This is a genomic window from Cryobacterium sp. TMB3-10 (genome assembly GCF_004402305.1).
GTDB classification, from domain to species: Bacteria; Actinomycetota; Actinomycetes; order Actinomycetales; family Microbacteriaceae; genus Cryobacterium; species Cryobacterium zongtaii.
Map to the genome: position 1 here is coordinate 57,576 of NZ_SOGH01000006.1, position 25,243 is coordinate 82,818.

Genomic DNA, 25,243 nt, shown 5'->3' on the forward strand with positions numbered 1-25,243 from the left:
CCGGGCAACTCTCAGCGTCGGTTCCGCCCCCAGGCAGTTTCCTCGGGGCGGTCCGTTGTCGCGCCCGGTGGCCGGGTGAGACGGGGTCAGGCGGCGTAGCCGCCGACCAGGCGAACGGCCCCGCCGTTGACGCCCTTGGCTCCCTGCTCGAAGCCGGTGAGGTCGTGCGGCGCCATCGAGACTCGGCCGGCGACCCAGGACGGGATGCCTTCGTTTTGCAGGCGGGCGATCACGGATGACGCGGCGTGTGCCGCGACGACGGCGAACATGCCCACGCCGAGGTTCCAGGTGCCTTCTGCGCTCTCCAGCGTGGAGCCGGCCATGTCGCCGAGCACCCTGAAGACCGCAGGAGGTGACCAGGTGGACCTGTCGACCTCGACCCAGCTGCCCACGGGCAGCACCCGGGCCAGGTTGGCGGCGATGCCGCCACCGGTGACGTGGCTGAGCGAGTGCACAACGCCGGCCAGTTCGGGGTCGGAAAGCACGCTGAGCAGCGGGCCGGTGTAGAGCCGGGTGGGCTCGAGCAGCGCCTCACCGACGACCCCGCCGAGCTCGGCGGAGGTGTCGGTGTAGCCGATGCCGCGCTGGGCGAGGATGTGCCGCACCAGGGAGAAACCGTTGGAGTGCAGACCTGAGGAGGCCATCGCGATGACGACGTCGCCCGACTGCACGCGCTCGGCGCCGAGAACCTGGTCGGCCTCGACGACACCCGTCGCGGCTCCCGCCACGTCGTAGTCGTCGGGTCCGAGCAGGCCCGGGTGTTCGGCGGTCTCCCCGCCGACGAGGGCGGTGCCGGTGGCGGCGCAGGCCCTGGCGATGCCCTCGACGATGGACGCGATGCGCTCGGGGACGACCTTGCCGCAGGCGATGTAGTCGGTCATGAACAGGGGGCGTGCGCCGACGACGATGATGTCGTCGACGACCATGCCCACCAGGTCCTGGCCGATGGTGTCGTGCTTGTCGAGCGCCTGGGCGATGGCGACCTTGGTGCCGACGCCATCCGTCGAGGTGGCCAGCAGCGGGCGCGTGAAGCCGGTGAGGAACGACACGTCGTAGAGACCGGCGAAACCGCCGAAGCCGCCGAGCACCTCTGGACCGTGGGTGGCCGAGACGGCGGTTTTCATCAGGGACACCGCGAGGTCACCCGCATGGGTGTCGACTCCGGCGGCGGCGTAGCTTGCGTTGCTCATTCTGGTCTTCCGGGATCGCCGAACGGGACCTGACCGTGTTCGATGAGCACGGTGGCTCGCTCCGGGTCAGGGGTGAGCACGCTCTCGAACTCGGCGTCGGGACCTGGATCGCATCCGTCGGAGGTGGAGAAGTCGCGCTCGAGGAGGTTCTTGCCCAGGTGCTGGGTCTCGGGCAGCTTGATCGGGTACACGCCGGTGAAGCAGGCTGTGCACAGGCTCTCTCGCGGCTGCTCGGTGGCGGCGATCATGCCGTCCTCCGAGAGGTAGCCGAGCGAGTCGGCACCGATGGCCTGCCGCACCTCATCGACGCCGAGGCCGGTGGCGATGAGTTCCGCACGGGAGGCGAAGTCGATGCCGTAGAAGCACGGCCAGGTGATCGGCGGGCTGGAGATGCGCACGTGCACCTCGGCGGCGCCGGCCTCGCGGAGCATGCTGACCAGGGCGCGCTGGGTGTTGCCGCGCACGATGGAGTCGTCGACGACGATCAACCGCTTGCCCTTGATCACGGCCTTGAGCGGGTTGAGCTTGAGCTTGATGCCGCGCTGGCGGATGGTTTCCGACGGCTGGATGAAGGTGCGCCCCACGTAGGTGTTCTTGACCAGGCCCTGGCCGAACGGTATGCCGGATGCCTGGGCGTAGCCGATTGCCGCGGGGGTGCCGGACTCGGGGGTGGGGATGACGAGGTCGGCTTCGACGGGATACTCGGCGGCGAGCTGGCGGCCCATCTCGACGCGGGCTTCGTGCACGCCGCGGCCGGCGATGGTGGTGTCGGGCCGGGCGAGGTAGACGTACTCGAACACGCATCCGGCGCGCTTGACCTGGGCGAATCGCTGGCTGCGCAGGCCGTCCTCGTCGATGGTGATCAGCTCTCCGGGTTCGACCTCCCGCACGAAGCTGGCGCCGACGATGTCGAGGGCGGCGGTTTCGGAGGCGACGACCCAGCCGCGCTCGAGCCGGCCGAGCACCAGCGGGCGCACGCCCTGCGGGTCGCGGGCGGCGTAGAGGGTGGTTTCGTCCATGAAGACCAGGCAGAAGGCGCCGCGCAGGCGCGGGAGCACCTCCATGGCGGTGGTTTCGAGGGTGTGGTCGAGGTCGCCGGTGAGCAGGGCGGTGATCACCGCCGTGTCGGTGGTGTTGCCGCGGGCCAGTTCGCCGTCAACCTTGGGGTAGCGCTCGCGCACCAGCTCGAGGAGCTCGGCGGTGTTGGTGAGGTTGCCGTTGTGGCCGAGCGCGACGGTGCCGGCTGCGGTGCGGCCGAGGGTGGGCTGGGCGTTCTGCCAGCTCGACGACCCGGTCGTGGAGTAGCGGGTGTGCCCCACCGCGAGATGGCCGAGCAGGGTGCTGAGCGAGGCCTCGTTGAAGACCTGGGAGACCAGGCCCATGTCCTTGTAGATGAGGATCTTCGAGCCGTCGCTGGTCGCGATACCCGCCGATTCCTGGCCGCGGTGCTGCAGGGCGTACAGGCCGAAGTAGCTGAGCTTGGCTACCTCTTCGCCCGGAGCCCAGACGCCGAAGACTCCACAGGCATCCTGCGGACCCTTCTCGCCAGGAAGAAGATCATGATTCAGTCGTCCGTCGCCACCGGGCAAGCCGCAGCCCCTTTACTAGGAATTCTCGTTGGAAGGTTGGGGGTCGGATCCAGGATCCGCATTCTCGAAGGCGCGTGTTGAGTTCGCGTCAAGTCTATCGACGACGACCGTGGTTGAGGAGCGACCGACGATTCGATCGAGCACCATGGCGACGAGGCAGCTGACCGCGACACCGATCGCGACGCCGCCCAGCAGCAGGAATCCGAAGACCTGGGCCGGATCGAAGTCGGCGTTCCGCGGATAGATCACGGTGAGCAGCAGGGCCAGGAGGGCGCCGACGACGGCGCCGACGATCATGAAGCTGGTGTACCTGGGCGACCGACGCACAACGAGAGTGTCCTCCGACACGACGGTCTCGGTGGGTTCGACGGGTGCCGGGGTTCCGGCGACGACGGCAGGGCCGGGCCGGATCGCGGCTGGCTGAACGCTGCCGGGCTGTCGCGTCTCGGCGTCGTCGTGCTGATCTGCGGAGCTCACGCTTCTATTGTCGCACGCGGCATCCGTCAGACTGGGCCGGTGAACGATTTCAGCAGGACCAACCGGATCGCCGTGCTCGGCAGCGCCAACATGGACCTCGTGGTGCGCCAGCCCCGCCTACCGAAGCCCGGCGAGACGATGTTCGGCACCGGCTTCAGCACCGTGCCCGGCGGCAAGGGCCTGAACCAGGCCGTGGCCGCGGCCCGGCAGGGCGGCGACATCGATTTCATCGGCGCCATCGGCGCGGACGGCTACGGCCGCGAGCTGCGGGACCTCGTGGCCGGCGAGGGCATCGGTGCGGTCGGCCTGGCCGAGGTATCGGCGCCGACGGGCACCGCGCACATCTCTGTCGTGGACTCCGGCGAGAACTCGATCGTCGTGGTGTCCGGCGCCAACGCCACGGTGACCGCGCTGACCGCGGAGCAGGAATCGACGATTCAGCGGGCCTCGTTCCTGGTGATGCAGTGCGAACTTCCGGTGGCGGCGCTGGCGGCGGCCATCACGATCGCCCGGGCGAACGGCGTCTTCACGGTGCTCACCCCCGCGCCCGTCGTTGAGTTGCCGGCGGGTTTCCTGGCGTCGGTGGACCTGGTCGTGCCCAACCAGATCGAGGCCGCCGAACTCACCGGTGAGAGCGATCCGGCCCGCGCCGCCGAGGTGCTCAGTAACGCCCGCACCTGGGCGATCGTGACCCTCGGCGCCGAAGGATGCATCGTCGCCTACGACGGCACGGTGTTGGGGCTGGCACCCGCCCGACCGGTCACGGCCGTGGACACGACCGCCGCGGGCGACACCTTCGTGGGCGCGCTGGTGGCGCGACTGGCTGCGGTGCAGTCGCCCGGCGCCGTGTCCGCCGCCGGCATCACCGAGGAGCGGATGATCGACGCCGTGCGCTGGGCCACCGTGGCGTCGTCGATCTCGGTGACCAGGCACGGCGCCACCAGCTCGATGCCGTCGCGGGCCGAGGTCAGCGCCGTCCTGGCCTGAGCCGCGCACCGCAACTGTTGCCGATCCGGACCTCTGCGCCCGGTGCACCGGACGCAGGTGTCCGCACGGGGAACAGAACCGGGGCACAGGGTGCGGCTAGGGGTACAGCGGCAGCTCCGCGCTGAGGTCGGCGCGCTGCCCGGAGGCGTGGATGCGGCCGGAGGCGAGACCGTCGCTCCAGGCCAGGGTGCCGGTGGCGAGGCCGAGCCAGGTGGCGACATCCGTTTCGACGACGTTGGGCGGGGTGCCGCGGGTGTGCCGGGGGCCGGCGATGCACTGGGTGGCGCCGAACGGGGGAACCCGCACCTCGACGGTGTTGCCCTCGGCCTGCTCGGCGAGGAGTTGCAGGGTGTACCGCACGGCGAGCGCTCGGGTGTCGCGGGTCGCGCCCGCTTCGTCGGCCAGGTACGCCTTCACGGCGGTTCTGCCCAACCCGTCATCGATCCTCGCGCGTGCCATGCTCCCAGTCTGCCGCCTCCTGACGGTTCTGCGACGCCCCGCAGGCGCTCGGGTGCGCACGACCGTGTTCGCCGGGTAGCCTGATCCGGTGAGAATATTGGTCCTCGGTTCCGGTGCCCGCGAGCACGCCATCGTCACTGCCCTCCTGCGTGAGGAGCCGCGACCCCACGTGATCGCCGCCCCCGGCAACGCCGGCATCGCCGCCGACGTACCCGTGGTCGATCTTGATCCCACCGACTCAGACGTGGTGACGAACTTCGCGCAGGAACACAACATCGACCTCGTCGTGGTGGGGCCCGAGGCACCGCTGGTGGCCGGCGTCGCCGACGCCCTGCGCACCCGCGGTATCCCCGTGTTCGGCCCGGGCCAGGCCGCCGCCGCCCTCGAGGGCAGCAAGACCTTCGCCAAGCGCATCATGGACGAGGCCGGCGTGCCCACCGGCCGCGCCGTGCGCGCGGGCAACCTCGCCGAGGCGCAGGGCGCCCTCGACGAGTACGGCGCTCCCTACGTGGTGAAGGCCGACGGCCTGGCCGCCGGCAAGGGTGTGCTCGTCACCACCGACCGTGATGACGCCCTCGCCCACGCGGTGCGTTGGTTGCAGCACGGCGCCGTGCTCGTCGAAGAGTTCCTCTCCGGCCAGGAGGTGTCCCTCTTCTTCCTCAGCGACGGCCACACCGTGCTGCCGCTCTCCCCCGCCCAGGACTACAAGCGCCTCGCCGACAATGACGAGGGCCCCAACACCGGCGGCATGGGCGCCTACTCGCCTCTGCCCTGGCTCGATGCCGGCTTCGGCAGCGAGACCGCTTTCGTCGACGAGGTCATCAAGACGATCGCGCTGCCCACCGTGCGCCGGCTCGCCGCCGAGGACACCCCGTTCATCGGGCTGCTCTACTGCGGGCTGATTCTCACGGATGCCGGCATCCGGGTAATCGAATTCAACGCACGCTTCGGCGACCCGGAGACCCAGGTGGTGCTGCCGCGCCTGGTGACGCCGCTGTCCGGCCTGCTGCTGGCCGCCTCGACCGGAGAACTGGCCGGGCTGCCCCGCCCGGAGTTCTCCACCGACGCCGCCGTGACCGTGGTGATCGCCAGCGAGAACTACCCGGAGACCCCCGTGACCGGACGCGTGATCACCGGGCTGGCCGAGGCCGCGACCGTGACCGGTGTGAGCATCGCGCACGCCGCGACCGCCCTGGCCGGTTCGGCGCTGGTCGCCACCGGCGGCCGGGTGCTCAGCGTCGTGGCCGTTGGCGCCGACTTCACCGAGGCCCGCGCGCGTGCCTACGAGGCCGTCGGGTTGATCGGGCTCGAGGGTTCTCAGCACCGCGGAGACATCGCCGCCAAGGTCGCGAACTAATGGCCGCTCTGGCCCTGGCGGGCTGGCAGCACGTCTACTCGGGCAAGGTGCGCGACCTGTACGTACCGGACGGTGCGACCGGCCTGGCCGACGCCGACCGGGTCCTCGTCGTGGCCAGCGACCGGGTGAGCGCGTTCGACCACGTCCTCGAACCGGGCATCCCCGGCAAGGGCGAACTGCTCACCACCCTGAGCCTGTGGTGGTTCGACCAGCTCGACGGTGTGCCCAACCACCTCGTACCCGACCACCGGGTTGATGCGTCGAGCCTGATCCCCGCCGCCGTCGCCGGCCGGGCGATGCTCTGCAAGACCCTGGACATGTACCCGATCGAGTGCGTCGTGCGCGGCTACCTCACCGGCTCCGGCTGGCTCGAGTACGTCGCCAGCCAGACTGTCTGCGGCATCCCGCTGCCCGACGGCCTGCAGAACGGCGACAGGCTGCCCGAACCGATCTATACGCCGGCGTGGAAGGCCCCGATGGGCGAGCACGACGAGAACATCTCGTTCGAGCGCACCGTGGAACTCGTGGGCGCCGACGTGGCCGCGGCGCTGCGGGACGCATCGCTGGAGATCTTCAACCGGGCCTCCGTGATCGCGGAAACCGCCGGCGTGATCCTGGCCGACACCAAGTTCGAGTTCGGCGCCGACCGCGCCACCGGTCTGCTGACTCTCGGCGACGAGGTGCTCACCAGCGACTCCAGCCGGTACTGGGATGCGGCGCGATGGCTGGACGGTGCCACCCCCAGTGAGCGCATGGCCAGCTTCGACAAGCAGATCGTGCGCGACTGGTTGGCCGCGAACTGGGACCAGACCGGCACCCCGCCGGAGCTGCCCGCCGAGATCGTGGCGCAGACCGCGGCCCGGTACCGGGAGCTGCTCGGGCTGCTGACCGCCGCGTAGCGGGGGCCTCGCAGCACTCCGTCGATCCGGCGGCACGGGTTGTCTGCGGCGGCACGGGTTGAGACACGGGCCGCGGGGCACTACACCTGCCGCGGGCACCAACACGTGCCACAAGTGGGCATGGGCCCGACCGGGGCGGGTGGATCAGGTAGCGGAGCGGGAGCCTCGGGCGGCGCGTTTGGCGCGGCGGGTGAGGCCGTGCACCGTGGCCTGGAACTCCTTGACGCTCAGCGGTCGCCCGGGCAGCTTGGGTCGGGGCTTCTCCGGCATCCGCAGCCCGTCGAGAACGAGGGAGAGCTGCCGGCGCCACTGGCCGGTGTAACCACCGCCGAGGGTGCCCAGCGACCCGATCATGGTGACGAGCACGGCCAGGTCCATCGAGTCGACATCCGGGCGCAACTCGCCGTCTTTCTTGGCCTGCAGCACGAGGGCGGCGATGAAGCTCTCGAGCTCAACAGAAGGCCGGGCCGTGGGATCGATGGTCGCCATCCGCTTGAGGATCGGCGGCAGCGACGGGTCGGCCACCAGCCATTCGGCGAGGCGCTCGGTGTAGAGCACCACACCCGCCCAGGCCGACGGTGCCGCCTCGATCTCACCGCGCACGGCGAACAGTTCGGCGAGGGCGATGTCGTACAGGGCCCTGACCAGGTCGTCGCGGGTGGGAAAGTTGCGGTAGAGGGTGGCAACGCCCACATCGGCGCGGCGGGCGATCTCTTCGAGCGAGGCGTCGACGCCGTGCTCGGCGATCATGCTGCGGGCTTCGTCGATGAGACGTTCCCGGTTCTGCCGGGCGTCGCGGCGCCGCGGTTGGGACGCGTCCTGCGGGGGCCGGGCAGAGGTAGTCATGGGGTCGATTCTAGATCCCCTTCCTGCGAGGTCGCGGAGGGAAGCCTCCCCGCAACCCGGGCGGGCGGGGCGGCGCCCAGCGGCCTGGCGGGTCCGCCCGCCCGGCTGCACCCAGTACTGGGGTACCGCGCGCCCGCCACGAACTGTGGACCGTGGGCCGATGTGGTGCGCGCGCCGGGCTCCTAGCGTGATTGGTATGCGAAAGAACACACATGGTTGAGGCACGCACGCTCACGCAACGCTAGGGCGAACGAACCACCGTCGATGGGATCGACGAATCGACGGTCAAGGCGCACGTGGGGCGGGTGTTGTTCAAGCAGGGCCTCCGCGATCGGGTCGAGGCCGTGATCCTCGCCTACAGACTCGGAATCGTGGGCCGCTGAACACCCCGGTCGGCATGACACCGCCGGTCGCCCCCACGATGCCGACCTCGCGGGTTACCGTTAGTCGCGGGAACCGGCCGAAGTCACCCCGCCGCTTCGCCGCCCGCGCGCTCCCCCGGCCCGACCTCGAGGACCTCAGAACATGACCCAGCACGACAGCACCGTCGCCGAGGGCCTCGACGCCCACCTCGCGTTCGCCCGGCGGATGGACCGCATCGACGGGCTCGGCCACTTCCGCCGCCGGTTCGTGGGCCTGGACGACACCGCCGCGGCCGGCCCCGACGCCCCGTCGATCGTCTACCTCGACGGCAATTCCCTGGGCCGCCCCACCATCGCCAGCGTGGCGCGCATCACCGAGTTCCTCGGCACCGCCTGGGGAACCCGGCTGATCCGCGGCTGGGACGACGAGTGGATGGCACTGCCGCTGACCATCGGCGACGCGCTCGGCACGGCCGCCCTCGGCGCCGGCCCCGGCCAGGTGTACATCGGCGACTCCACCACCGTGACCCTCTACAAGCTCGCCCGGGCCGCCGTCGACTCGCTGCCGCAGCGCAGCGAGATCGTGCTCGACACCGACAACTTCCCCACCGACCGGTACGTGCTCGCCGGCATCGCCGCGGAGCGCGGCCTCACCCTGCGCTGGATCGAGTCGAGCAGCACCGGCGGGGTCACCGTGGACCAGGTGCGCGCCGTGGTGGGCCCGCAGACCGCGCTCGTGGTGCTCAGCCACGTGGCCTACCGCTCCGGCTACCTCGCCGACGTGCCCGCGATCACCGCCGCCGTGCACGAGGCCGGCGCCCTGGTGCTCTGGGACCTCTGCCACTCGGCCGGCTCCGTGCCGGTGAATCTCGACCTCGACGGCGTCGACCTGGCCGTGGGCTGCAGCTACAAGTACCTCAACGGCGGACCCGGCGCCCCCGCGTTCGGCTATGTGCGTGCCGAGCTGCAACCGGACCTGACCCAGCCGATCCAGGGCTGGATGGGCGCCGCCGACGTGTTCGCGATGGGGCCGGAGTACGTGCCGGCCGCAGGCATCCGCCGCTTCATGAGCGGCACGCCCGCGATCGTGGGCATGCTCGCCATGCAGGACACCATCGCCATGATCGACGAGGTGGGCATCGACGAGGTGCGCGCCAAGTCGGTGGCACTGACCGAGTTCGCGCTGGACCTGGTGGATGCCTGGCTGGTGCCGATGGGCGTCACCGTGGCGTCCCCACGCGAGCACACCCACCGCGGCGGCCACATCACCGTGGACCATCCCGCCATGCGCCAGGTCACTCGGATCCTTTGGGAGCACGACGTGATCCCGGACTTCCGCGCGCCGGAGGGCCTGCGGATCGGGCTGTCGCCGCTGAGCACCAGCTTCGTGGAGACCTATGACGGCGTCGCGGCCGTGCGTGACGTGCTGCGCGGTATCCTGCTCGGCCAGGCCGGACTCGGCTCCCCTTCGGGCCTGTAGAATCGACGCATCCGCCCCCGACGTTTTACGGAGTGAGCCATGCCAACCATCGTCGTAGAAGTTATGCCCAAGGCAGAACTGCTCGATCCCCAGGGCAAGGCCGTCGCCGGCGCCCTCCGCCGCCTCGGCAAGACCGAGTTCACCGGCGTGCGCGTCGGCAAGCGGTTCGAACTCACCGTGGAGGGCCCCGCGGACGCCGCGCTGCTCGCCGAGGTGCAGGAACTCGCCGACACCGTGCTGTCCAACTCCGTGATCGAGGACGTCACCAGCATCTTCGTGCTCGAGGTCGCCGCCGGGGAAACGCACTGATGCGCATCGGCGTCGTCACCTTCCCGGGCTCGCTCGACGACCGCGACGCCCAGCGCGCCATCCGCCTGGCCGGCGCGACGCCGGTGGCCCTGTGGCACGGCGAGCACGACCTGCACGGCGTGGACGCCCTCGTGCTGCCCGGTGGGTTCAGCTACGGCGACTACCTGCGCTGCGGTGCGATCGCCAGCCTGTCGCCGATCATGGCCGAGGTCATCGACGCCGCGAACAAGGGGATGCCCGTGCTCGGCATCTGCAACGGCTTCCAGATGCTCACCGAGGCGCACCTGCTCGAGGGCGGGCTGATCCGCAATGAGGCCGGCGCGTTCATCTGCCGCGACCAGCGCCTGCGCATCGAGAACACCGACACCGCCTGGACCAACGGCTTCACCGCCGACCAGGAGATCACCATCCCGCTGAAGAACGGCGAGGGCGGCTTCATCGCCTCCGCCGACACCCTGGCCCGCCTCGAGGGCGAGGGCCGCGTGATCGCCCGCTACCTCGACGTGAACCCGAACGGCTCGCTCAACGAGATCGCCGGCATCAGCAATGCCCGCGGCAACGTCGTTGGCCTGATGCCGCACCCCGAGCATGCCGTGGAGCCCGGCTTCGGCCCCGACACCGCTGCCGCGATGCGCAGCGGCGTGGACGGGCTCGCGTTCTTCACCTCGGTGATCGAGCGTTCGCTGGTCAACGCGTAGTTTTCTCGGGGCCGAGTTGCCCTGTTTCGGACGAGTTGCCCCGGTGCGCCGGGGCAATTCGTCCGTTAAGGGGCAACTCGGTGGAGTAGACGGCGCTGACTAGACGGCGCTGGACGGCTCCCAGAGGTTGATGCCCAGGTCCACGGCATGTGCGTCGATCGCGGCGATCTCCTCGTCGGTGAAGACGAGGTTGTCGATCGCCGCGACGTTGGTCTCCAGCTGCGTGACCGAGGAGGCCCCCACGAGGGCCGAGGTGACGGTCTGGCGCCTGAGTACCCACGACAGCGCGAGCTGCGCGAGCGACTGGCCACGCGCATCCGCGATCTCGGTCAGGGCACGGATACGCCCCACCGTGGCATCGTTCACCATGTCGCGGCTCATCGAACCGGCCTGCGACGCGCGGGAGCCCTCCGGCACCCCGTTCAGGTAACGGTCGGTGAGCAGCCCCTGGGCCAGCGGGGAGAAGGCGATGCAGCCGACGCCGAGGTCGTCGAGGGTGTCGAGCAGGCCGTCTTCGACCCAGCGGTTGAACATCGAGTAGGACGGCTGGTGGATCAGCAGCGGCGTGCCGAGGTCGGCGAGGATCTCGGCGGCCTGCCGGGTGCGCTCGGGCGAGTACGAGGAGATGCCGGCGTACAGCGCCCGGCCGCTCGTGACGGCCGTGTGCAGCGCGCCCATGGTCTCCTCGAGCGGGGTGTCCGGGTCGGCGCGGTGGGAGTAGAAGATGTCGACGTAGTCCAGGCCCATCCGGTTCAGCGACGCATCGAGGCTGGACAGCAGGTACTTGCGCGAGCCGAAGTCACCGTATGGTCCGGGCCACATGTCGTAGCCGGCCTTGGTGGAGATGACGGTCTCGTCGCGGTGGGCGGAGAAGTCCTCGGCGAAGATGCGACCGAAGTTCGTCTCGGCGCTGCCGTAGGGCGGGCCGTAGTTGTTGGCCAGGTCGAAGTGGGTGATGCCGAGGTCGAAGGCGCGGCGCAGGATGGCGCGTTGCGTCTCAACCGGGGCGCCATCGCCGAAGTTCTGCCACAGGCCCAGCGAGATTGCGGGCAGCTTGAGGCCGCTCTGCCCGGTGCGGCGGTAGGGCATGGAGTCGTAACGGGTGTCTGCGGGAAGGTACGTCATCTCCTCATGCTGACACAGTGGTCTGACGAAGGGTCAAACCTTCGACGGATGCTCCGCTCAGACGAAGATGACAGGCTGGGACCCTACCTGTCCACCTCTGTCTTACGGAGTCCCACCCCGTGTCACCCCGCCTGCTCTACCGCATCCTGTCCATCGCCGAGGCGATCACCTGGACCATCCTGATCACCGCGATGCTGCTCAAGTACGTCTTCACCCCCGGCGACTTCGGTGACGGCGCCGTGCGGGTGGGCGGCTTCGTGCACGGACTGGTGTTCCTGGCCTACGGGATCACGGCCGTGCTCGTGGGCGTGAACCAGCGCTGGCGGCCCCGGCTGATGTTGCTCGCCGTGGCCACCGCCGTGGTGCCGTATGCGACGATCCCGTTCGACCGCTGGCTCGAGCGCCGCGACCTGCTCGACGGCACCTGGCGCCGGGAGGCCACGGACGACCCCCGCGACCACACCCTGGTGAGCCGACTGCTGCGGTTGGGGCTGGCGCGACCGGTGCTGCTCGCATCCGTGCTCGTGGTGGGCCTGGTGGCCGTGTTCACCACCCTGCTCGTGATGGGCCCGCCCGGCGGCGGCGCCTAACCGCGCTCCCCCTCGCCGGCCGGCGCTGACGTCAGTCGCGCAGCGGCGACCCGACGACGTCGAAGCGGAAGCCGCCGAACGTGCCTGTGAGCAGCGGGCGGGCTGCGCCGATCGAGGCTTGCACCTCGGGCAGAGCCAGTGACGCCCGGTGTGCTGCCGCGTTCTCCCAGAGCTCCACGACGAACACTGAGTTCGGTTCGTCGTCGTTTACGCCGACCTCGTAGGAGAGGCACCCGGCCACAGCCAGGCTGTCGTTTCGGCGCACGAGATGCGCGACGAGCTCGTCGCGCTTGCCGGGAACTGTCTCAAGCGTGCCTACATTCGCGAATGTCATGGCTCGAGGGTAGCGCGCGTTGTCCGCAACCGCGGGCGCGGGCTGCCGGGCCCGGATCGCGCGGGGCCGGCAGCCAGGCTCGAGCGGGCTCGGATCCGGATCGAAGCACACCCCGCCCGGTAGACTAAGCGGGTCAAGCATCCGCTATCTCTGGGAGAACGCCACTCGTGACCGCTGTTTCCAATACATCCTCCCGCGGCGTCGCTGACACCGTGACCAACGCGATCAACACTCCTGAGAAGGAGCAGCCGTACGCTGCCCTCGGGCTGACGCCCGGCGAATACGCCGAGATCCGTACCATCCTGGGCCGCCGCCCGACGTCGGGTGAGCTCGCCATGTACTCCGTCATGTGGAGCGAGCACTGTTCATACAAGAGCTCGAAGAAGTACCTGCGCCAGTTCGGCGACAAGGTCTCCCCCGCCATGAAGAAGAACCTGATGGTGGGCATGGGCGAGAACGCCGGCGTTCTCGACGTCGGCGAGGGCTGGGCGGTCACCTTCAAGATCGAGTCACACAACCACCCGTCCTACATCGAGCCGTTCCAGGGCGCCGCGACCGGCGTCGGCGGCATCGTGCGCGACATCATCTCGATGGGCGCCCGCCCGGTCGCCGTGATGGACGCGCTCCGCTTCGGCGACATCAACGACCCCGACACCGCCCGTGTCGTGCACGGTGTGGTCTCCGGCATCAGCTTCTACGGCAACTGCCTGGGCCTGCCCAACATCGGCGGCGAGACCTGGTTCGACAAGGTCTATCAGGGCAACCCGCTGGTCAACGCGCTCTCCGTTGGCGTGCTGCGCCACGAGGACCTGCACCTGGCCAACGCCTCGGGCGCCGGCAACAAGGTGGTGCTCTTCGGAGCCCGCACCGGCGGCGATGGCATCGGCGGCGCCTCCATTCTGGCCTCGGACACCTTCAGCGAGGGCGGCCCGACCAAGCGCCCCGCCGTGCAGGTGGGCGACCCGTTCGCCGAGAAGGTGCTTATCGAGTGCTGCCTCGAGCTCTACCGCGAGAAGCTCGTCGAGGGCATCCAGGACCTGGGCGCCGCGGGAATCTCCTGCGCCACCAGCGAGCTGGCCTCCAACGGCGACGGCGGCATGTACATCCAGCTGGAGAAGGTGCTGCTGCGCGACCCTTCGCTCACGGCCGAAGAGATCCTGATGAGCGAGAGCCAGGAACGCATGATGGCCGTCGTCACGCCGGAGAAGCTCGCCGGCTTCCTCGCCGTGGTCGAGAAGTGGGACGTGGAGACCAGCGTGCTCGGCGAGGTCACCGACTCCGGCCGCCTGATCATCGACTTCCACGGTGAAGAGATCGTCAACGTCGACCCGCGCACCGTCGCCGTCGACGGCCCGGTCTACGACCGCCCGGTGGCCTACCCCACCTGGATCGACGCCCTGCAGGCCGACTCCGCCTCTGCGCTGCCGCGGGCGACGGATGCCGCGACACTGCAGGAGCAGTTCCTCGCGCTGCTCGGCTCGCCCAACCTGGCCGACCCGAGCTGGATCACCGACCAGTACGACCGGTACGTGATGGGCAACACCGCCCTGTCCTTCCCCGACGACGCCGGCATGATCCGCATCGACGAAGAGTCCGGCCTCGGCTTCGTCATCTCCACCGACGCCAACGGCCGTTACTGCCAGCTCGACCCGTACCGCGGCGCGCAGCTGGCCCTGGCCGAGGCGTACCGCAACGTGGCCGTCACCGGCGCGGTGCCGGTGGGCATCAGCGACTGCCTCAACTTCGGCTCGCCGGAGAACCCCGAGGTCATGTGGCAGTTCTCCCAGGCCGTTGAGGGCCTCGCGGATGGCTGCCTCGAGCTGGAGATCCCGGTCACCGGCGGCAACGTCTCGTTCTACAACCAGACCGGCGACCAGCCGATCCACCCGACCCCGGTCGTGGCCGTGCTCGGCGTGATCGACGACGTGGCCCGCCGGGTGCCCAGCGGCTGGCAGGACGACGGACACAACATCTACCTGCTCGGCATCACCCGCGAGGAGCTCGACGGCTCCGCGTGGAGTGCAGTGGTGCACGACCACCTCGGCGGCAGGCCGCCGGTGGTGGACCTCGGCCGTGAAGCCGACCTCGCCGGCCTGCTGCACGCCGCGTCGATCGAGGCCCTCATCGACAGCGCGCACGACCTTTCGACGGGTGGCCTCGCGCAGGCCCTCGCCGAGGCCGTGCTCCGCTTCGGTGTCGGCGCGCGGGTCTGGCTCGGCGACATCCTCGAGCGCGACGGCGTCGACGCATCCGTGGCCCTGTTCTCGGAGTCGACCGGCCGCGTACTGGTCTCGGTCCCGCGTGAGGACGACGTGAAGTTCATGGGTCTCTGCGAGGGCCGTGACTACCCGGTGCTGCGCATCGGCGTGACGGATGCCACCGCCCCGGTCCTGGAGATTCAGGACTACTTCACGGTGCCGCTGACCGAGCTGCAGTCCCGTCACCGCAGCACCCTGCCGAACGCGTTCGCGTAACCGCTGCGCCTCTCGCGAGCGGCAAGCTCCACGAAAGCGGGCGTGTGGTCGCCTCGGCGAGTTGAAGCAACCGATCGGCCGCTCTCGCGGGGAGCAACATCCGCGAAAGCAGGGTAAGGGTTGCTTCGGCACCGCTGAGGCGACCGATCGGCCGCTCTCGCGCGCAGCCGCGACCGCGAGCGCGGGGCCGTGCGCGCCTCAGGGACGGCGGCGCAGCGCGGTGAGCGGGGGAAGCGCGGTCAGGGCGGCGTTGTAGCGCATCCGCGGCGGCTCCGCCGCGAGGGCGTCCAGCGACGCCGGGGTCGGGTGGGCCAGCGGGAAAGCCGTGACCACGCGCATCCGGTCGCCCTCACTCACGCCGTAAATCAGGGCCGCGCCGGGCTGGCCGGGTGCGCTCACCACGGTCGTGCGGAAGAACGTCGCCTCACCGGGAACCTCGTCGTCGATGACCAGAACGTCGCCGCGGGAGCCCGCAGGGTTCGCCAGGTGCGGCAGCGCCGCATCCGTCACCCGCTCGAGTACCGTCTGGCCTCCCGCATCCGCCGCGTCGAGCAGGAATGCCGTGGGCGCCAGACTGAAATGGCCGGCCAGCTCTCCGTTGCGCCAACGGTCGCCCTTGAGGCCGAACGGTGTCACCACGGTCGATAGGAGGTACCCGTAGACGTGTAACAGGCCGGCGTTTCCGATCGGCCAGGTCGCTGCAAGCCCTGCCGCAGCATGCAGCCTGAGGAACTCGGCCTTAGAGATCACGGGGGACTGGACGTTTTCGTCGATCACCGTGGACAGCGCCCAGTCGTCGAAACGGCCGGTCTCGGCATCGCGGGCGATCTGCTCGAACATCATCTGCCCATCGTAGGCACAGCTCGCCAACCGGCCGGGACCGAAGGTTTACATGGTGTTCACCTGGCGCGGTCATTTGGTCCATACGACACTCCTAACATGAACCATGCGTCCACCGGGGCGCTGGAACAGGATTGAGTAAAACGTGGCTTTTCGCGAACGGGTGTTGGTCTTCGACTTCGATGGGACTGTCTCCCTCGGGCACGGACCGATTCGTTCCTATGCACGATTCATCGCCGGCGGGCTGCCCACCGCACAGGCCGTCGACTTCCTGGGTCGCTTCGAAGACAGCATCTCCGCCACCCCCTCGGCGACAACATGCCCGGACGGGCAGCCGATCGACGGGTATGACCTGGTGCGCCTCCTGGCCGCGCATTACGACGTTAGCGCGAGCGCCCGCAGCGCTGCGTACCTGGCCAGCAGGCACCAGCTCGCCACCAACGCCGCTCCGGTCACCGCGCCGGCCGGCCTGGCGGACTTCCTCGCCGAGGCGCGCCCGGCTGCCTACCTGGTGCTCGCGACCAACGCCCCCGCCATCCGCATCGACGAAGCCCTCGCCGCGCTCGGTCTGACCGGGGCGTTCGACGTCGTGCACACCGACGTGGGCAAGCCCGCCGGATTCGACCCGCTGCTGGACAGCCTGCTCACCAGGCTGCCCGTCGGAGCGAACTCGACCAACCTCGCCAGCATCGGCGACGTCTGGGAGAACGACCTCGCGCCTGCCTATCGTCGCGGAGCGACCACCGCCCTCGTCGGCGCCCACCGGCCCTCCCCCGCCACCCCCACCTACCGGGCCGAACACCTGCACGAGCTTTACCCGGCTCTGCGCGGCTGGCTCGACTCCACTTCCAGCACCCTTCCCTCCACCGTTCTCACCACAGAAAAGGCTGACCAGTGATCCCCAAGAAAGCACTCTCCTTCATCGCCGCGGCATCCTTCGCCGCCGTCGCCCTCACCGGCTGCGCCACCAGCGACTCGGCCGCGGACAGCACGCCCGCCCCGGCCGCCGACCCCGCCTCGCTCACCCTGGCCCTGGTGCCCTCGCAGGACCAGGCCGGGCTCGTCGACACCGCCAAGCCCCTCACCGACATGCTCACCGAGGCCCTCGGCATCCCCGTCACCGGCGTCGTCTCCAAGGACTACCAGGCCGCCGTCGAGGCGATGGGCGCCGACCAGGCTCAGATCGGCTTCCTGCCGTCCCTGCAGCTCTGGCAGGCCAGCGACATGTACGGCGCATCCGTGGTGTTGCAGACCGAACGTAACGGCAACATCACCTACCCGGCGCAGTTCATGACCAACAACCCCGACAAGTACTGCGACGACACCCCGGTGGAGCGCGACGGCATGCTGTTCTGCAACGGCGCAGACGCCCTCGCCGGCCCGGCCGGCCTGGACTCCATCAAGAAGGTCACCGGCGCCAAGGTGGCCCTGCTCGGCCCGGGCTCGCCCGCCGGCTACATCTACCCGGTCCTCGCGCTGAAGAACGCGGGCCTGGACACCGACGCCGACATCGAGCAGATCCCGGTGACCACCAACGACGCATCCGTGCTCGCCGTCTACAACGGTGACGCCGAAGTGGGCTTCAGCTTCTGGGATGCCCGCACCATCGTGGCCAAGGACAAGCCCGACGTGGGCGAGAAGGTCGTCGTGTTCGCACTGACCGACGAGATCCCCAACGACGGCGTGGCCCTCACCGAGAGCCTCTCCCCCGAGCTGCAGGAGAAGATCACCACCGCCCTGGCCGACTACTCCAGCACCGAAGAGGGTTCCGCCGTTCTCACCTCGATCTACTCCATCACCAAGCTCGCGCCCGCCGACCCGTCGACGCTCACCGTCGTCGCCGACGCGGCCACGAAGCTGGGACTGCAGTAGCCGATGACTGACCTTCACGAAAGCGCGGCGGCCGGGGTGCACACCCCGGCCGCCGCGCCGTGGTCGATCCGGATGCGGGACGTCAACGTGCGCTACCCCAACGGGGTCGTCGCGCTGAAGGACGTGTCCCTCAACATCGAAGCCGGCGAGATGGTCTCCGTGGTGGGACTGTCAGGCTCCGGTAAGAGCAGCCTGATTCGCACCATCAACGGGCTCGTGCCGATCAGCTCCGGCACCCTCGAGGTAGGCGGACGCCACCTGGAGACCGCCCGCGGCCGGGAACTACGGCAGCTGCGCGGCGAGATAGGCATGATTTTCCAGGGCTTCAACCTGGCCCGGCGCGCGAGCGTGCTGAACAACGTGCTCGTGGGCCGGCTCGCCCACACACCCACCTGGCGCACCCTGCTTGGCCTCTACCGGGCAGACGACAAGCAGATCGCCTACGAGGCGCTGAACAGCGTCGGTATTCTCGCGAAGGCATATGACCGCGCGTCCACGCTCTCGGGCGGTCAGCAGCAGCGGGTGGCCATCGCCCGCGCCCTGGCCCAACAGCCCAAGCTGGTGCTCGCCGACGAACCCGTCGCCAGCCTGGACCCGCCCACCGCGCACGGCGTGATGCGGGACCTGCGCCGGATCAACCAGGACCTGGGCATCACGGTGCTCACCAACCTGCACCTGCTGGACCTGGCCCGCACCTACGGCACCCGGCTGATCGGGCTGCGCGCGGGCGAGGTCGTCTACGACGGCCCGGCCGCCACCGCCTCCGACGCCGTGTTCGAGACCATCTACGGCCGGTCCATCCAACACGAGGATGTGCTCGGCTGATGAGCGCCCTGGCACCGTTGGTTCTACCGCCGAAGCCGCGCGGACGGTGGAAACCCTGGCTGGGCCTGGCCGTGGTACTGCTCATCACGGCAGTCACGCTGAGTCCGCAGTGGGGCATCGCGTTCAGCTTCGACGCGATAGTGCGCAACTGGCAGAACGGCGCCGACAAGGTGCTCGCCCTGCTGCGACCGGACTGGACGTTCTTCCCGCGCACCATTCCACCCCTGGTGGAGACCCTGCAGATGGCCGTGATCGCCACCTTCGTGGGGGCCGTCGTCTCGCTGCCGCTCAGCCTCTGGGCGGCGCGGCTGACTAATCCGAACCGGTACACCCGCGGCGTGGTCAAGACCGTGCTCAACGCGGTGCGGTCGATTCCTGACCTGCTCTACGCATCCGTGCTGGTGGCCATGGTGGGGGTGGGCGCGCTGCCCGGCATCATCGCGCTGGTGCTGTTCAACGTGGGCATCATCGTGAAAATGGTGTCGGAGTCGATCGAGGTGAACGACGCCGGACCGCTCGAAGCCGGCCGCGCCGCCGGCGGCAGCCAGCTGCAGATCAACCGCGCCATCGCGCTGACGGATGCCTGGCCCGCGTTCGTGAACCAGACCCTGTATGTGCTCGAACTCAACGTGCGCGCCTCGACAGTGCTCGGCCTCGTGGGCGCGGGCGGGCTCGGCCTGCTCATCGACGCCGTGCGCACCTTCTACCGCTATGACCAACTGTCGCTGATCATCCTCGAGATCCTCGTGGTGGTCGTCGTCATCGACTCGGTCAGCGCCGCTATCCGACGGAGGCTGGTATGACCGCTCTCATCTCCTCCCCGCCCGCCACCCGCGCCCTCGTGTTGCCGGCCAAGCCCAGCTCGCGGGGCCGGCTGACCGCCGCCGTCGTGGTGACGGTCATCGTGATCGTCGCGTTCTGGTCGGTCGACATCAACTGGGCCAGGCTGGGCAGCCTGCCCGGCGAGATCGTGCGCTATCTCTGGCTGATGTTTGCCAATCCGAACTGGGACAAAATTGGCGAGGCGCTGCTGCAGACCTGGCGCTCCGTGCAGATGGCCTGGGTGGGCACGGTCATCGGCCTGGTGATTTCGCTGCCGCTGAGCTTTCTCGCCGCGCGCGGTTTCGCCCCCGCACCGGCCCGTGGCGCGTTGCGCCTCTTGTTCTCGGTCATCCGGGCGGTGCCGGAGATCATCATCGCCATCGCCATCCTCTCGGTGACCGGCCTGACACCGCTTACCGGGGCGCTCGCGCTGGCCGTGAACAGCGTCGGCACGCTGGGCAAGTGGGGGTACGAGGCCATCGAGGGTGTCGACCCCGGGCCCCTCGAGGCCGTGCGCGCGGCGGGCGGGTCGACCCCGGAGGTGATCCGTTGGGGCGTCTGGCCCCAGGCGATGCCCGACTTCATCTCGTTCTGGTTGTACCGATTCGAGATCAACGTGCGCGCATCCGCAATACTCGGCCTGATCGGTGTCGGCGGCATCGGCGACATGCTCACCTCGTACACTCAGTATCGCGAGTGGTCGACGGTGGGGATGCTGCTCCTCGTGGTGGTTGTCGTGACGATGAGCATCGATGCCGTGTCCGGCGCCCTGCGCCGGCGCATAACCGAAGGAGCATCCGTTCGTGAGCTGGACCGGTAACGACGACGCCACTGTGACGACCCGCATCGCCACCGTGCAAAATTCCCTGCAGCCCAGCGAGCTCAGCGTGGTCGGGTTGATCCTCTCCGACGCCGAGGGCGTGGTGGAGATGACCGCGCAGGACCTCTCCGACCGGGCCGGGGTGGCTCGGTCGAGCGTCATCCGCACCTGCCAGAAGCTGGGCTACCGCGGTTTCGCCCAGCTGCGGGTGGCCCTCACCCGGGAGCTCGCGCAGACGCTGGTGAGCGAGCGGGACTACGGCGAATCCGCGCTGGGCGCCATCCGCGCGGATATCGACGCGCTGGCCGCGACGCTGCCGCGCATCGCGAGTGTGCTCGGTGAGGATGCTGTGGAGCGGGCCGTGAGCACCATCGTGGGGGCGGGACGGTTGCTGGCGCTGGCCAGCGGGCTGTCCTCACCGCTGGCGCTGGACGTGGGCATGCGGCTCACCGCGATCGGCCGGCCCACCGAGTTCGTGGCCGACCCGATCGGGCAGCAGATCGCGGCCCGGCAGTTGACCGGGGCCGATGCGGTGCTGATCATCAGCGGCAGCGGTGCGAGCGAGGCGAGCCTCAAGGCCGCGCGTGCGGCCCGGCAGACCGGAGCGACGGTGCTGATCATCACATCGTTCGCCACCTCGCCGCTGGTCAGCCTGGCCGACGTCGCCCTGGTTGTGGCGCCGGCCCGGGGTACCTTCCGGCACGAACTCGAGCACACGTCGCGGGTGCCGCACGCGATCCTGATCGAAGCGCTGGTGGAGGTGGTGGCGGCCCGCCTGGGCGACCGCGCCCGGGTGACTCGCTCGGCCGTGCTCGAGATCCTCAGCGACAACCTCAGCGAGTAGGCAGGTCTTTGCCGCCCCGTCCGTGGCGGGTAGCGCCAGCAGAGGGGCAGCGAGCGCCGGCGAGGGTGCCCCGCCCCGTCGGTTAGTCGGTCGTGCGGGCGAAAACGTAGTGTTCGATCAGGTGATCGGCGATCGCCATCGACGACGTCGCGGCCGGTGACGGGGCGTTCCGCAGCAGGGTGACCGGGCCGACCTGGTCGACCGCGAAATCGTCCAGAAGGGCGCCGTCCCGGCCCCAGGCCTGGGCGCGCACCCCGGCGGCGGTCTTGCTCGTGAGGTCGTTCATCCTGAGTTCGGGGATGAACCGGCGGGCCTTGCGGTAGTACAACGGTTTCAGCAGGGAGCCGCTGATCTCGTCCAGTCCCATCCGCCAGTGCTGTTTCGCGAGAGTGCCGGCCCCCGGCCAGCGCAGCGAGTCCCAGGTGTCTTTCGGTGAGATGGTCAGCCAGGTGTAGCCCTCACGGGCGAGCGCCGGCACCGCGTTGGGCCCCACGTGCACGTCATCGTAGACACCGCGAGTGAAGTGCACGCCGAGGAACGGGAATCGAGGGTCGGGCACCGGGTAGATCATGCCGCGCACCAGGTCGGTGCGGGCGGCAGCCAGCGCCCAGTACTCACCGCGGAACGGCAGGATCTTCGGCGACGGGTCCGCGCCGACCAGGTGCGCCACCACGTCGGACTGCAGCCCGGCGCAGGCGATCACTCGGTCAACGAGATACTCGGAGTCGCGCGTGCGCACCCGCACGGTCTGGCCTTCGATGTGCAACGCCACGACCTCGTGGCCGGTCAGGATGGTGCCGCCGTGGCTGCGGACATCCTCGGCCATCGCCTCGGTGATCGCGCCGTAGTCCACGGCCGCGGTGTGCGGCGAGTGCACCGCGGCGATGCCCGCGACGGATGGTTCGATCTCACGGAGGCGGTCGAGCCCGTCGAGGCGGGCCAGGTCGGGCACCCCGTTGGCCAGTGACCGGCGCTCGATGTCGGCCAGGGCGGCCAGCTCGGACTCGTCGACCGCGACGACGAGCTTGCCCACCTCCCGGTAGGGCAGGTTCTTCTCGGCACAGTAGTCGCGGATGCTGATCCGGCCCGCGGCGCACAACCGCGCCTTGAGCGTGCCCGGCTGATAGTAGAGACCGGCGTGCACCACCCCCGAGTTGCGCCCGGTCTGGTGCGCGGCAAGCCGGTCTTCCTTCTCGAACACGGTGACGTCGCCGAATCCGCGTAATACGAGTGCCCGCGCGATAGCGACCCCTACGATTCCGCCGCCGATGATCGCAATCCGATCGCCCATGCCCGTCCGTCCCGTTGCACCGCCCGTGGCGGACCACCGGTTCGACGAACCCCCGCACGGTGGCATCCTGCCCCCGGAGCGGTGCCTGGGCAATGCCCCGCCCGGCAGAACGCAGCATTCCAGGCCCGCATGCCCCGAGCACGCGGCGGCACGCGTCCGGCATCCCGCGAAAGCGGCGAAACGGCTGCCTCACAGGGATGAAGCAGCCACACGACCGCTCTCGCGAAAGCACCCCTACCCCCACCTCCCGCGAGAGCGGCGAAAGGGCTGCCTCACAGGGATGAAGCAGCCACACGACCGCTCTCGCGGGATGCCGGGCGCGGGCTGGGGATAAGTTCGGCGCGGCGAGGGAGCCTAGGTGCATCCTCTGGGGATGAAGCGGCGCACCGAGATACCTACGGCTCTACGAGGTCGTGCATTCAGCCATCAAGAAGGGTTGGCCGAAGGCGTCACGCGGGCGCGGATGCGTGGCGACGACCTGGCCACGCCGTACTACGGGATCCGCTCCCCGCCCCTGGACCCGACTGACCCGCTCGCCCATGTCCGCGCATACCTGCCCCATCTCAGCAGTGAGCAGTTTTTCAGCCACTCCAGTGCGGCACTGATCCACGGCTTGCCGCTGCCACCGCGCCTTGCCCGCGACCCACGCGTGCACGTGTCGACACACATCGCCGGGTTGCGGCACGGCGGCCGCGGGGTGGTGGGGCACCACGTGCAGCGCGACCGTGTTCGGGTCGTCGTCGTAAGCGGAGTGCCGGTGACGGCTCCGGTCGACACCTGGTGTCAGCTGTCCACTCTGTTGGCGTTGGACACCCTGATTGAGGTGGGAGATGCGCTGGTGAGACGCAAGCGGCCGCTGGCAACCATGGCTGAGCTGCGCGCTGGCGTGTTGCGCTACACCGGGCAACGGGGTGCGAAAAGGCTGCGTGAAGCGTTCGAGTCGGTGCGTCCCCGCACGGACTCAGCCAAGGAGACAGCGACCAGGCTGATGATCGTGCGGGCCGGGCTACCCGAACCGGAGGTCAACGGTGAGATTTTCGACAGGCGCGGCCGCAAAATCGCGACCGGAGATCTGGTCTTTCGCGGGTACCGGGTCCTGGTGGAGTATGACGGCGAGCAGCACCGTGCGGACGAGGAGCAATATCACTGGGACGTTGACCGTCTTGACGCGATCATGGAGGCCGGCTGGCGCGTCATCCGCGTCAACAAATCGCACCTGAGGATGTCGCCCTCACCCGCCCTGCGGAAGATCACCACGGCTCTGGAAGCCGCAGGCTGGCGCCCCTGAGGCACGAAAGCGGCCCCGTGGTCGTTTCTCGGAAACTCAAGGGTCGCGAAAGCGGGAAGGTGGCTGCCTCAGCCCGCTGAGGTAGCCACGCGGCCGCTCTCGCGAGATAGTAGGGCTAGAGCGGCCCGAGTTGTGCGGGCAGGGCGAAGGGCTGGTCGACGAGGGCCTCGGTTCGGGTGAACAGGCGCTCGGCGATGCCACGGTCGAGTGAGGTGCGGGTGGGGTGCTGCAGGGCCGGTGCACCCCGGGTGAGGAACCGCGGGCCGTAGTACTGGCCACCGCGGGCATCCGGGTCGATCGCCGCGCGCACCGTGGGCCAGGCGCCGGCGTCTTTGCTCTGGGCGCCGATGAAGCCCTGCAGGGTGTCGGCGAAGCGTTTGGCCCGGCTGACCTCGTTGACCCCGCGGATGCCGGGGGTGAGTCCAGAGATCGAGTAACCGGGGTGCGACACCAGGCTCTGCACGCCGTCGGGGCCGCCCTGGCCGGCAGCGCGCAGGCGACGGTCGAGCTCGAAGCCGAACACCTGCATGGCGATCTTGGACTGCGCGTAGGCCTTCCAGCCGTTGTAGGTGACCTCCAGCTGCAGGTCATCCAGCGACGAGTCCATCAGCCGGGAGATCATCGAGCCGAGCGACACCACCCGGCTGCCGGGGGTGCGCTGCAGGGCGGGCAGCGCGAGGCTGGTGAGCAGGAAGTGCCCGGTGTAATTGGTGGCGAGCACCAGTTCGGCACCGTCCAGGCTCACGGAGCGGTCCTGCGGCGGGTGCACGATGCCGGCGTTGAGGATGAGGCCGTCCAGCCGCGGGAATTCGAGTATCCGGTCGGCGGCGCCGCGCACCGAGCCGAGATCGGCCACATCGAGGGCGAGAGCGGAGACGGAGGCTCCCGGCACCCGTCCGCGGATCGCGGCGATGGCGGCCGCGGCCTTGGCCGGGTTGCGGCAGGCGAGCACCACGTGGGCGCCGGCGCCGGCCAGCTGCTCGCTCGTGAAGTAGCCGAGGCCCGCGTTGGCGCCCGTGACCACGAAGGTGCGCCCGGACTGGTCGGGCAGCGCGCGCGGGTTCCAGCTCACGCTGAGGTGGAGGGGTGGGCCGGGTCGGCGGGGCGAGACGCGGCTGCGCCCGCGGCCCTGGCGCCCCCGGACGAGTCGCCGGCGATCTTCTCGTGGTGGTGGATGACCTCGGCGATGATGAAATTGAGGAACTTCTCGGCGAACGCCGGGTCCAGTCTGGCGTCCTCGGCCAGGCCGCGCAGGCGCTGGATCTGCAAGAACTCCCGGGCCGGGTCGGCCGGGGGCAGACCGTGCTCGGCCTTCAGCCTTCCCACGCTCTGGGTGAACTTGAACCGCTCGGCGAGCAGGTGAATGAGCGCGGCATCGATGTTGTCGATGCTCTGGCGGATGCTCTGCAACTCGTTGATCGCGTCCTGCCCCGCGTCAGCGGGCAATTCCTCGTTTACAGCCATG

26 protein-coding genes are annotated in these 25,243 nt (G+C 69.6%); 15 read left to right on the plus strand and 11 right to left on the minus strand.

The features are described from left to right. Nucleotides 1-86 precede the first annotated feature (86 nt). The 3 genes from purM to E3T22_RS02525 are packed head-to-tail and all read right to left on the minus strand — an operon-like array spanning nt 87 to nt 3,256. Nucleotides 87-1,190, minus strand: coding sequence for a phosphoribosylformylglycinamidine cyclo-ligase (gene purM / locus E3T22_RS02515; protein ID WP_088457377.1), 1,104 nt, complete (start codon nt 1,188-1,190; stop codon nt 87-89). After that, nucleotides 1,187-2,779 (minus strand): amidophosphoribosyltransferase, encoded by a 1,593-nt coding sequence (purF, locus tag E3T22_RS02520; RefSeq protein ID WP_088457378.1) that lies wholly within the window; start codon nt 2,777-2,779, stop codon nt 1,187-1,189. Before purF ends, purM begins: the two co-directional genes overlap by 4 nt. Nucleotides 2,780-2,794: 15 nt before the next feature. Then, nucleotides 2,795-3,256, minus strand: a complete 462-nt coding sequence (locus E3T22_RS02525) for a hypothetical protein (protein ID WP_088457379.1) — start codon at nt 3,254-3,256, stop codon at nt 2,795-2,797. Nucleotides 3,257-3,295: 39 nt separating this feature from the next. Here E3T22_RS02525 and E3T22_RS02530 point away from each other — a divergent pair, with 39 nt between their 5' ends. Next, a complete protein-coding gene (locus tag E3T22_RS02530; protein ID WP_240632276.1) occupies nt 3,296-4,243 on the plus strand; it encodes a ribokinase in 948 nt (315 codons plus the stop codon). A 96-nt stretch (nt 4,244-4,339) separates the two neighbouring features. Here the strand turns inward: E3T22_RS02530 and E3T22_RS02535 are convergent, their stop codons facing one another. Beyond that, a complete protein-coding gene (locus E3T22_RS02535; protein WP_103459378.1) occupies nt 4,340-4,702 on the minus strand; it encodes a sterol carrier family protein in 363 nt (120 codons plus the stop codon). An 88-nt stretch (nt 4,703-4,790) separates the two neighbouring features. On the opposite strand from E3T22_RS02535, the gene purD reads away from it, so the two are divergent. Both purD and E3T22_RS02545 read left to right on the plus strand, forming a co-directional pair. Next, nucleotides 4,791-6,059 (plus strand): phosphoribosylamine--glycine ligase, encoded by a 1,269-nt coding sequence (purD, locus tag E3T22_RS02540; RefSeq protein WP_134480221.1) that lies wholly within the window; start codon nt 4,791-4,793, stop codon nt 6,057-6,059. Further along, nucleotides 6,059-6,958 (plus strand): phosphoribosylaminoimidazolesuccinocarboxamide synthase, encoded by a 900-nt coding sequence (locus tag E3T22_RS02545; protein WP_088457382.1) that lies wholly within the window; start codon nt 6,059-6,061, stop codon nt 6,956-6,958. The genes purD and E3T22_RS02545 overlap by 1 nt, the downstream gene beginning before the upstream one ends. A gap of 144 nt (nt 6,959-7,102) precedes the next feature. Here the strand turns inward: E3T22_RS02545 and E3T22_RS02550 are convergent, their stop codons facing one another. After that, on the minus strand, nt 7,103-7,804 hold the full coding sequence (locus E3T22_RS02550) for a TetR/AcrR family transcriptional regulator (protein ID WP_088457383.1): 702 nt from the start codon (nt 7,802-7,804) through the stop codon (nt 7,103-7,105). A gap of 525 nt (nt 7,805-8,329) precedes the next feature. On the opposite strand from E3T22_RS02550, the gene E3T22_RS02560 reads away from it, so the two are divergent. From E3T22_RS02560 to purQ, 3 genes are read left to right on the plus strand one after another with little or no spacing between them, the layout of a single operon-like run. Further along, entirely contained in the window at nt 8,330-9,646 is a 1,317-nt protein-coding gene (locus E3T22_RS02560; RefSeq protein WP_134480223.1) for a kynureninase, read from the plus strand. 39 nt (nt 9,647-9,685) lie between these two features. Then, nucleotides 9,686-9,955, plus strand: a complete 270-nt coding sequence (gene purS, locus E3T22_RS02565; RefSeq protein ID WP_088457385.1) for a phosphoribosylformylglycinamidine synthase subunit PurS — start codon at nt 9,686-9,688, stop codon at nt 9,953-9,955. After that, nucleotides 9,955-10,653, plus strand: a complete 699-nt coding sequence (gene purQ, locus E3T22_RS02570; RefSeq protein WP_088457386.1) for a phosphoribosylformylglycinamidine synthase subunit PurQ — start codon at nt 9,955-9,957, stop codon at nt 10,651-10,653. The genes purS and purQ overlap by 1 nt, the downstream gene beginning before the upstream one ends. Nucleotides 10,654-10,752: 99 nt before the next feature. On the opposite strand, the gene mgrA is transcribed toward purQ, so the two are convergent. Continuing rightward, nucleotides 10,753-11,778, minus strand: coding sequence for an L-glyceraldehyde 3-phosphate reductase (gene mgrA, locus E3T22_RS02575; RefSeq protein WP_088457388.1), 1,026 nt, complete (start codon nt 11,776-11,778; stop codon nt 10,753-10,755). A 119-nt stretch (nt 11,779-11,897) separates the two neighbouring features. Here mgrA and E3T22_RS02580 point away from each other — a divergent pair, with 119 nt between their 5' ends. Then, a complete protein-coding gene (locus E3T22_RS02580) occupies nt 11,898-12,368 on the plus strand; it encodes a DUF3817 domain-containing protein (protein ID WP_088457389.1) in 471 nt (156 codons plus the stop codon). 31 nt (nt 12,369-12,399) lie between these two features. Here the strand turns inward: E3T22_RS02580 and E3T22_RS02585 are convergent, their stop codons facing one another. Further along, entirely contained in the window at nt 12,400-12,702 is a 303-nt protein-coding gene (locus tag E3T22_RS02585; protein ID WP_088457390.1) for a putative quinol monooxygenase, read from the minus strand. A gap of 167 nt (nt 12,703-12,869) precedes the next feature. On the opposite strand from E3T22_RS02585, the gene purL reads away from it, so the two are divergent. Continuing rightward, the gene (purL, locus tag E3T22_RS02590; protein WP_088457391.1) at nt 12,870-15,176 is read left to right on the plus strand and encodes a phosphoribosylformylglycinamidine synthase subunit PurL; all 2,307 of its coding nucleotides are present in this window, start codon (nt 12,870-12,872) and stop codon (nt 15,174-15,176) included. 198 nt (nt 15,177-15,374) lie between these two features. On the opposite strand, the gene E3T22_RS02595 is transcribed toward purL, so the two are convergent. Further along, the gene (locus tag E3T22_RS02595; RefSeq protein WP_088457392.1) at nt 15,375-16,019 is read right to left on the minus strand and encodes an amino acid deaminase; all 645 of its coding nucleotides are present in this window, start codon (nt 16,017-16,019) and stop codon (nt 15,375-15,377) included. Between the two features lie 142 nt (nt 16,020-16,161). Here E3T22_RS02595 and E3T22_RS02600 point away from each other — a divergent pair, with 142 nt between their 5' ends. From E3T22_RS02600 to E3T22_RS02625, 6 genes are read left to right on the plus strand one after another with little or no spacing between them, the layout of a single operon-like run. Continuing rightward, nucleotides 16,162-16,914 (plus strand): HAD family hydrolase, encoded by a 753-nt coding sequence (locus tag E3T22_RS02600; protein WP_174776243.1) that lies wholly within the window; start codon nt 16,162-16,164, stop codon nt 16,912-16,914. Continuing rightward, nucleotides 16,914-17,888: a phosphate/phosphite/phosphonate ABC transporter substrate-binding protein gene (phnD, locus tag E3T22_RS02605; RefSeq protein WP_103459405.1), complete on the plus strand. Its 975-nt coding sequence runs from the start codon at nt 16,914-16,916 to the stop codon at nt 17,886-17,888. The genes E3T22_RS02600 and phnD overlap by 1 nt, the downstream gene beginning before the upstream one ends. A gap of 3 nt (nt 17,889-17,891) precedes the next feature. Then, nucleotides 17,892-18,713, plus strand: coding sequence for a phosphonate ABC transporter ATP-binding protein (phnC, locus tag E3T22_RS02610; protein ID WP_103478567.1), 822 nt, complete (start codon nt 17,892-17,894; stop codon nt 18,711-18,713). Beyond that, nucleotides 18,713-19,516 carry a phosphonate ABC transporter, permease protein PhnE gene (gene phnE, locus E3T22_RS02615; protein ID WP_088457395.1) on the plus strand — a complete coding sequence of 268 codons (804 nt, stop codon included), beginning with the start codon at nt 18,713-18,715 and terminating at the stop codon, nt 19,514-19,516. Before phnC ends, phnE (E3T22_RS02615) begins: the two co-directional genes overlap by 1 nt. Then, a complete protein-coding gene (gene phnE, locus E3T22_RS02620; protein ID WP_103478568.1) occupies nt 19,513-20,355 on the plus strand; it encodes a phosphonate ABC transporter, permease protein PhnE in 843 nt (280 codons plus the stop codon). The genes phnE (E3T22_RS02615) and phnE (E3T22_RS02620) overlap by 4 nt, the downstream gene beginning before the upstream one ends. Beyond that, nucleotides 20,339-21,199: a MurR/RpiR family transcriptional regulator gene (locus E3T22_RS02625; RefSeq protein ID WP_134480225.1), complete on the plus strand. Its 861-nt coding sequence runs from the start codon at nt 20,339-20,341 to the stop codon at nt 21,197-21,199. The genes phnE (E3T22_RS02620) and E3T22_RS02625 overlap by 17 nt, the downstream gene beginning before the upstream one ends. Before the next feature lie 82 nt (nt 21,200-21,281). Here the strand turns inward: E3T22_RS02625 and lhgO are convergent, their stop codons facing one another. Further along, the gene (gene lhgO, locus E3T22_RS02630; protein ID WP_134409362.1) at nt 21,282-22,490 is read right to left on the minus strand and encodes an L-2-hydroxyglutarate oxidase; all 1,209 of its coding nucleotides are present in this window, start codon (nt 22,488-22,490) and stop codon (nt 21,282-21,284) included. A gap of 373 nt (nt 22,491-22,863) precedes the next feature. Between lhgO and E3T22_RS02635 the strand changes: the two genes are divergently transcribed. Next, nucleotides 22,864-23,778, plus strand: coding sequence for an endonuclease domain-containing protein (locus E3T22_RS02635; RefSeq protein WP_103478570.1), 915 nt, complete (start codon nt 22,864-22,866; stop codon nt 23,776-23,778). Nucleotides 23,779-23,893: 115 nt separating this feature from the next. On the opposite strand, the gene E3T22_RS02640 is transcribed toward E3T22_RS02635, so the two are convergent. Together E3T22_RS02640 and E3T22_RS02645 are read right to left on the minus strand one after the other, a co-directional pair. Beyond that, entirely contained in the window at nt 23,894-24,850 is a 957-nt protein-coding gene (locus tag E3T22_RS02640; RefSeq protein ID WP_103478571.1) for an SDR family NAD(P)-dependent oxidoreductase, read from the minus strand. Beyond that, nucleotides 24,847-25,242: a chorismate mutase gene (locus tag E3T22_RS02645; protein WP_088457401.1), complete on the minus strand. Its 396-nt coding sequence runs from the start codon at nt 25,240-25,242 to the stop codon at nt 24,847-24,849. Before E3T22_RS02645 ends, E3T22_RS02640 begins: the two co-directional genes overlap by 4 nt. Between the last annotated feature and the right edge of the window lies 1 nt (nt 25,243).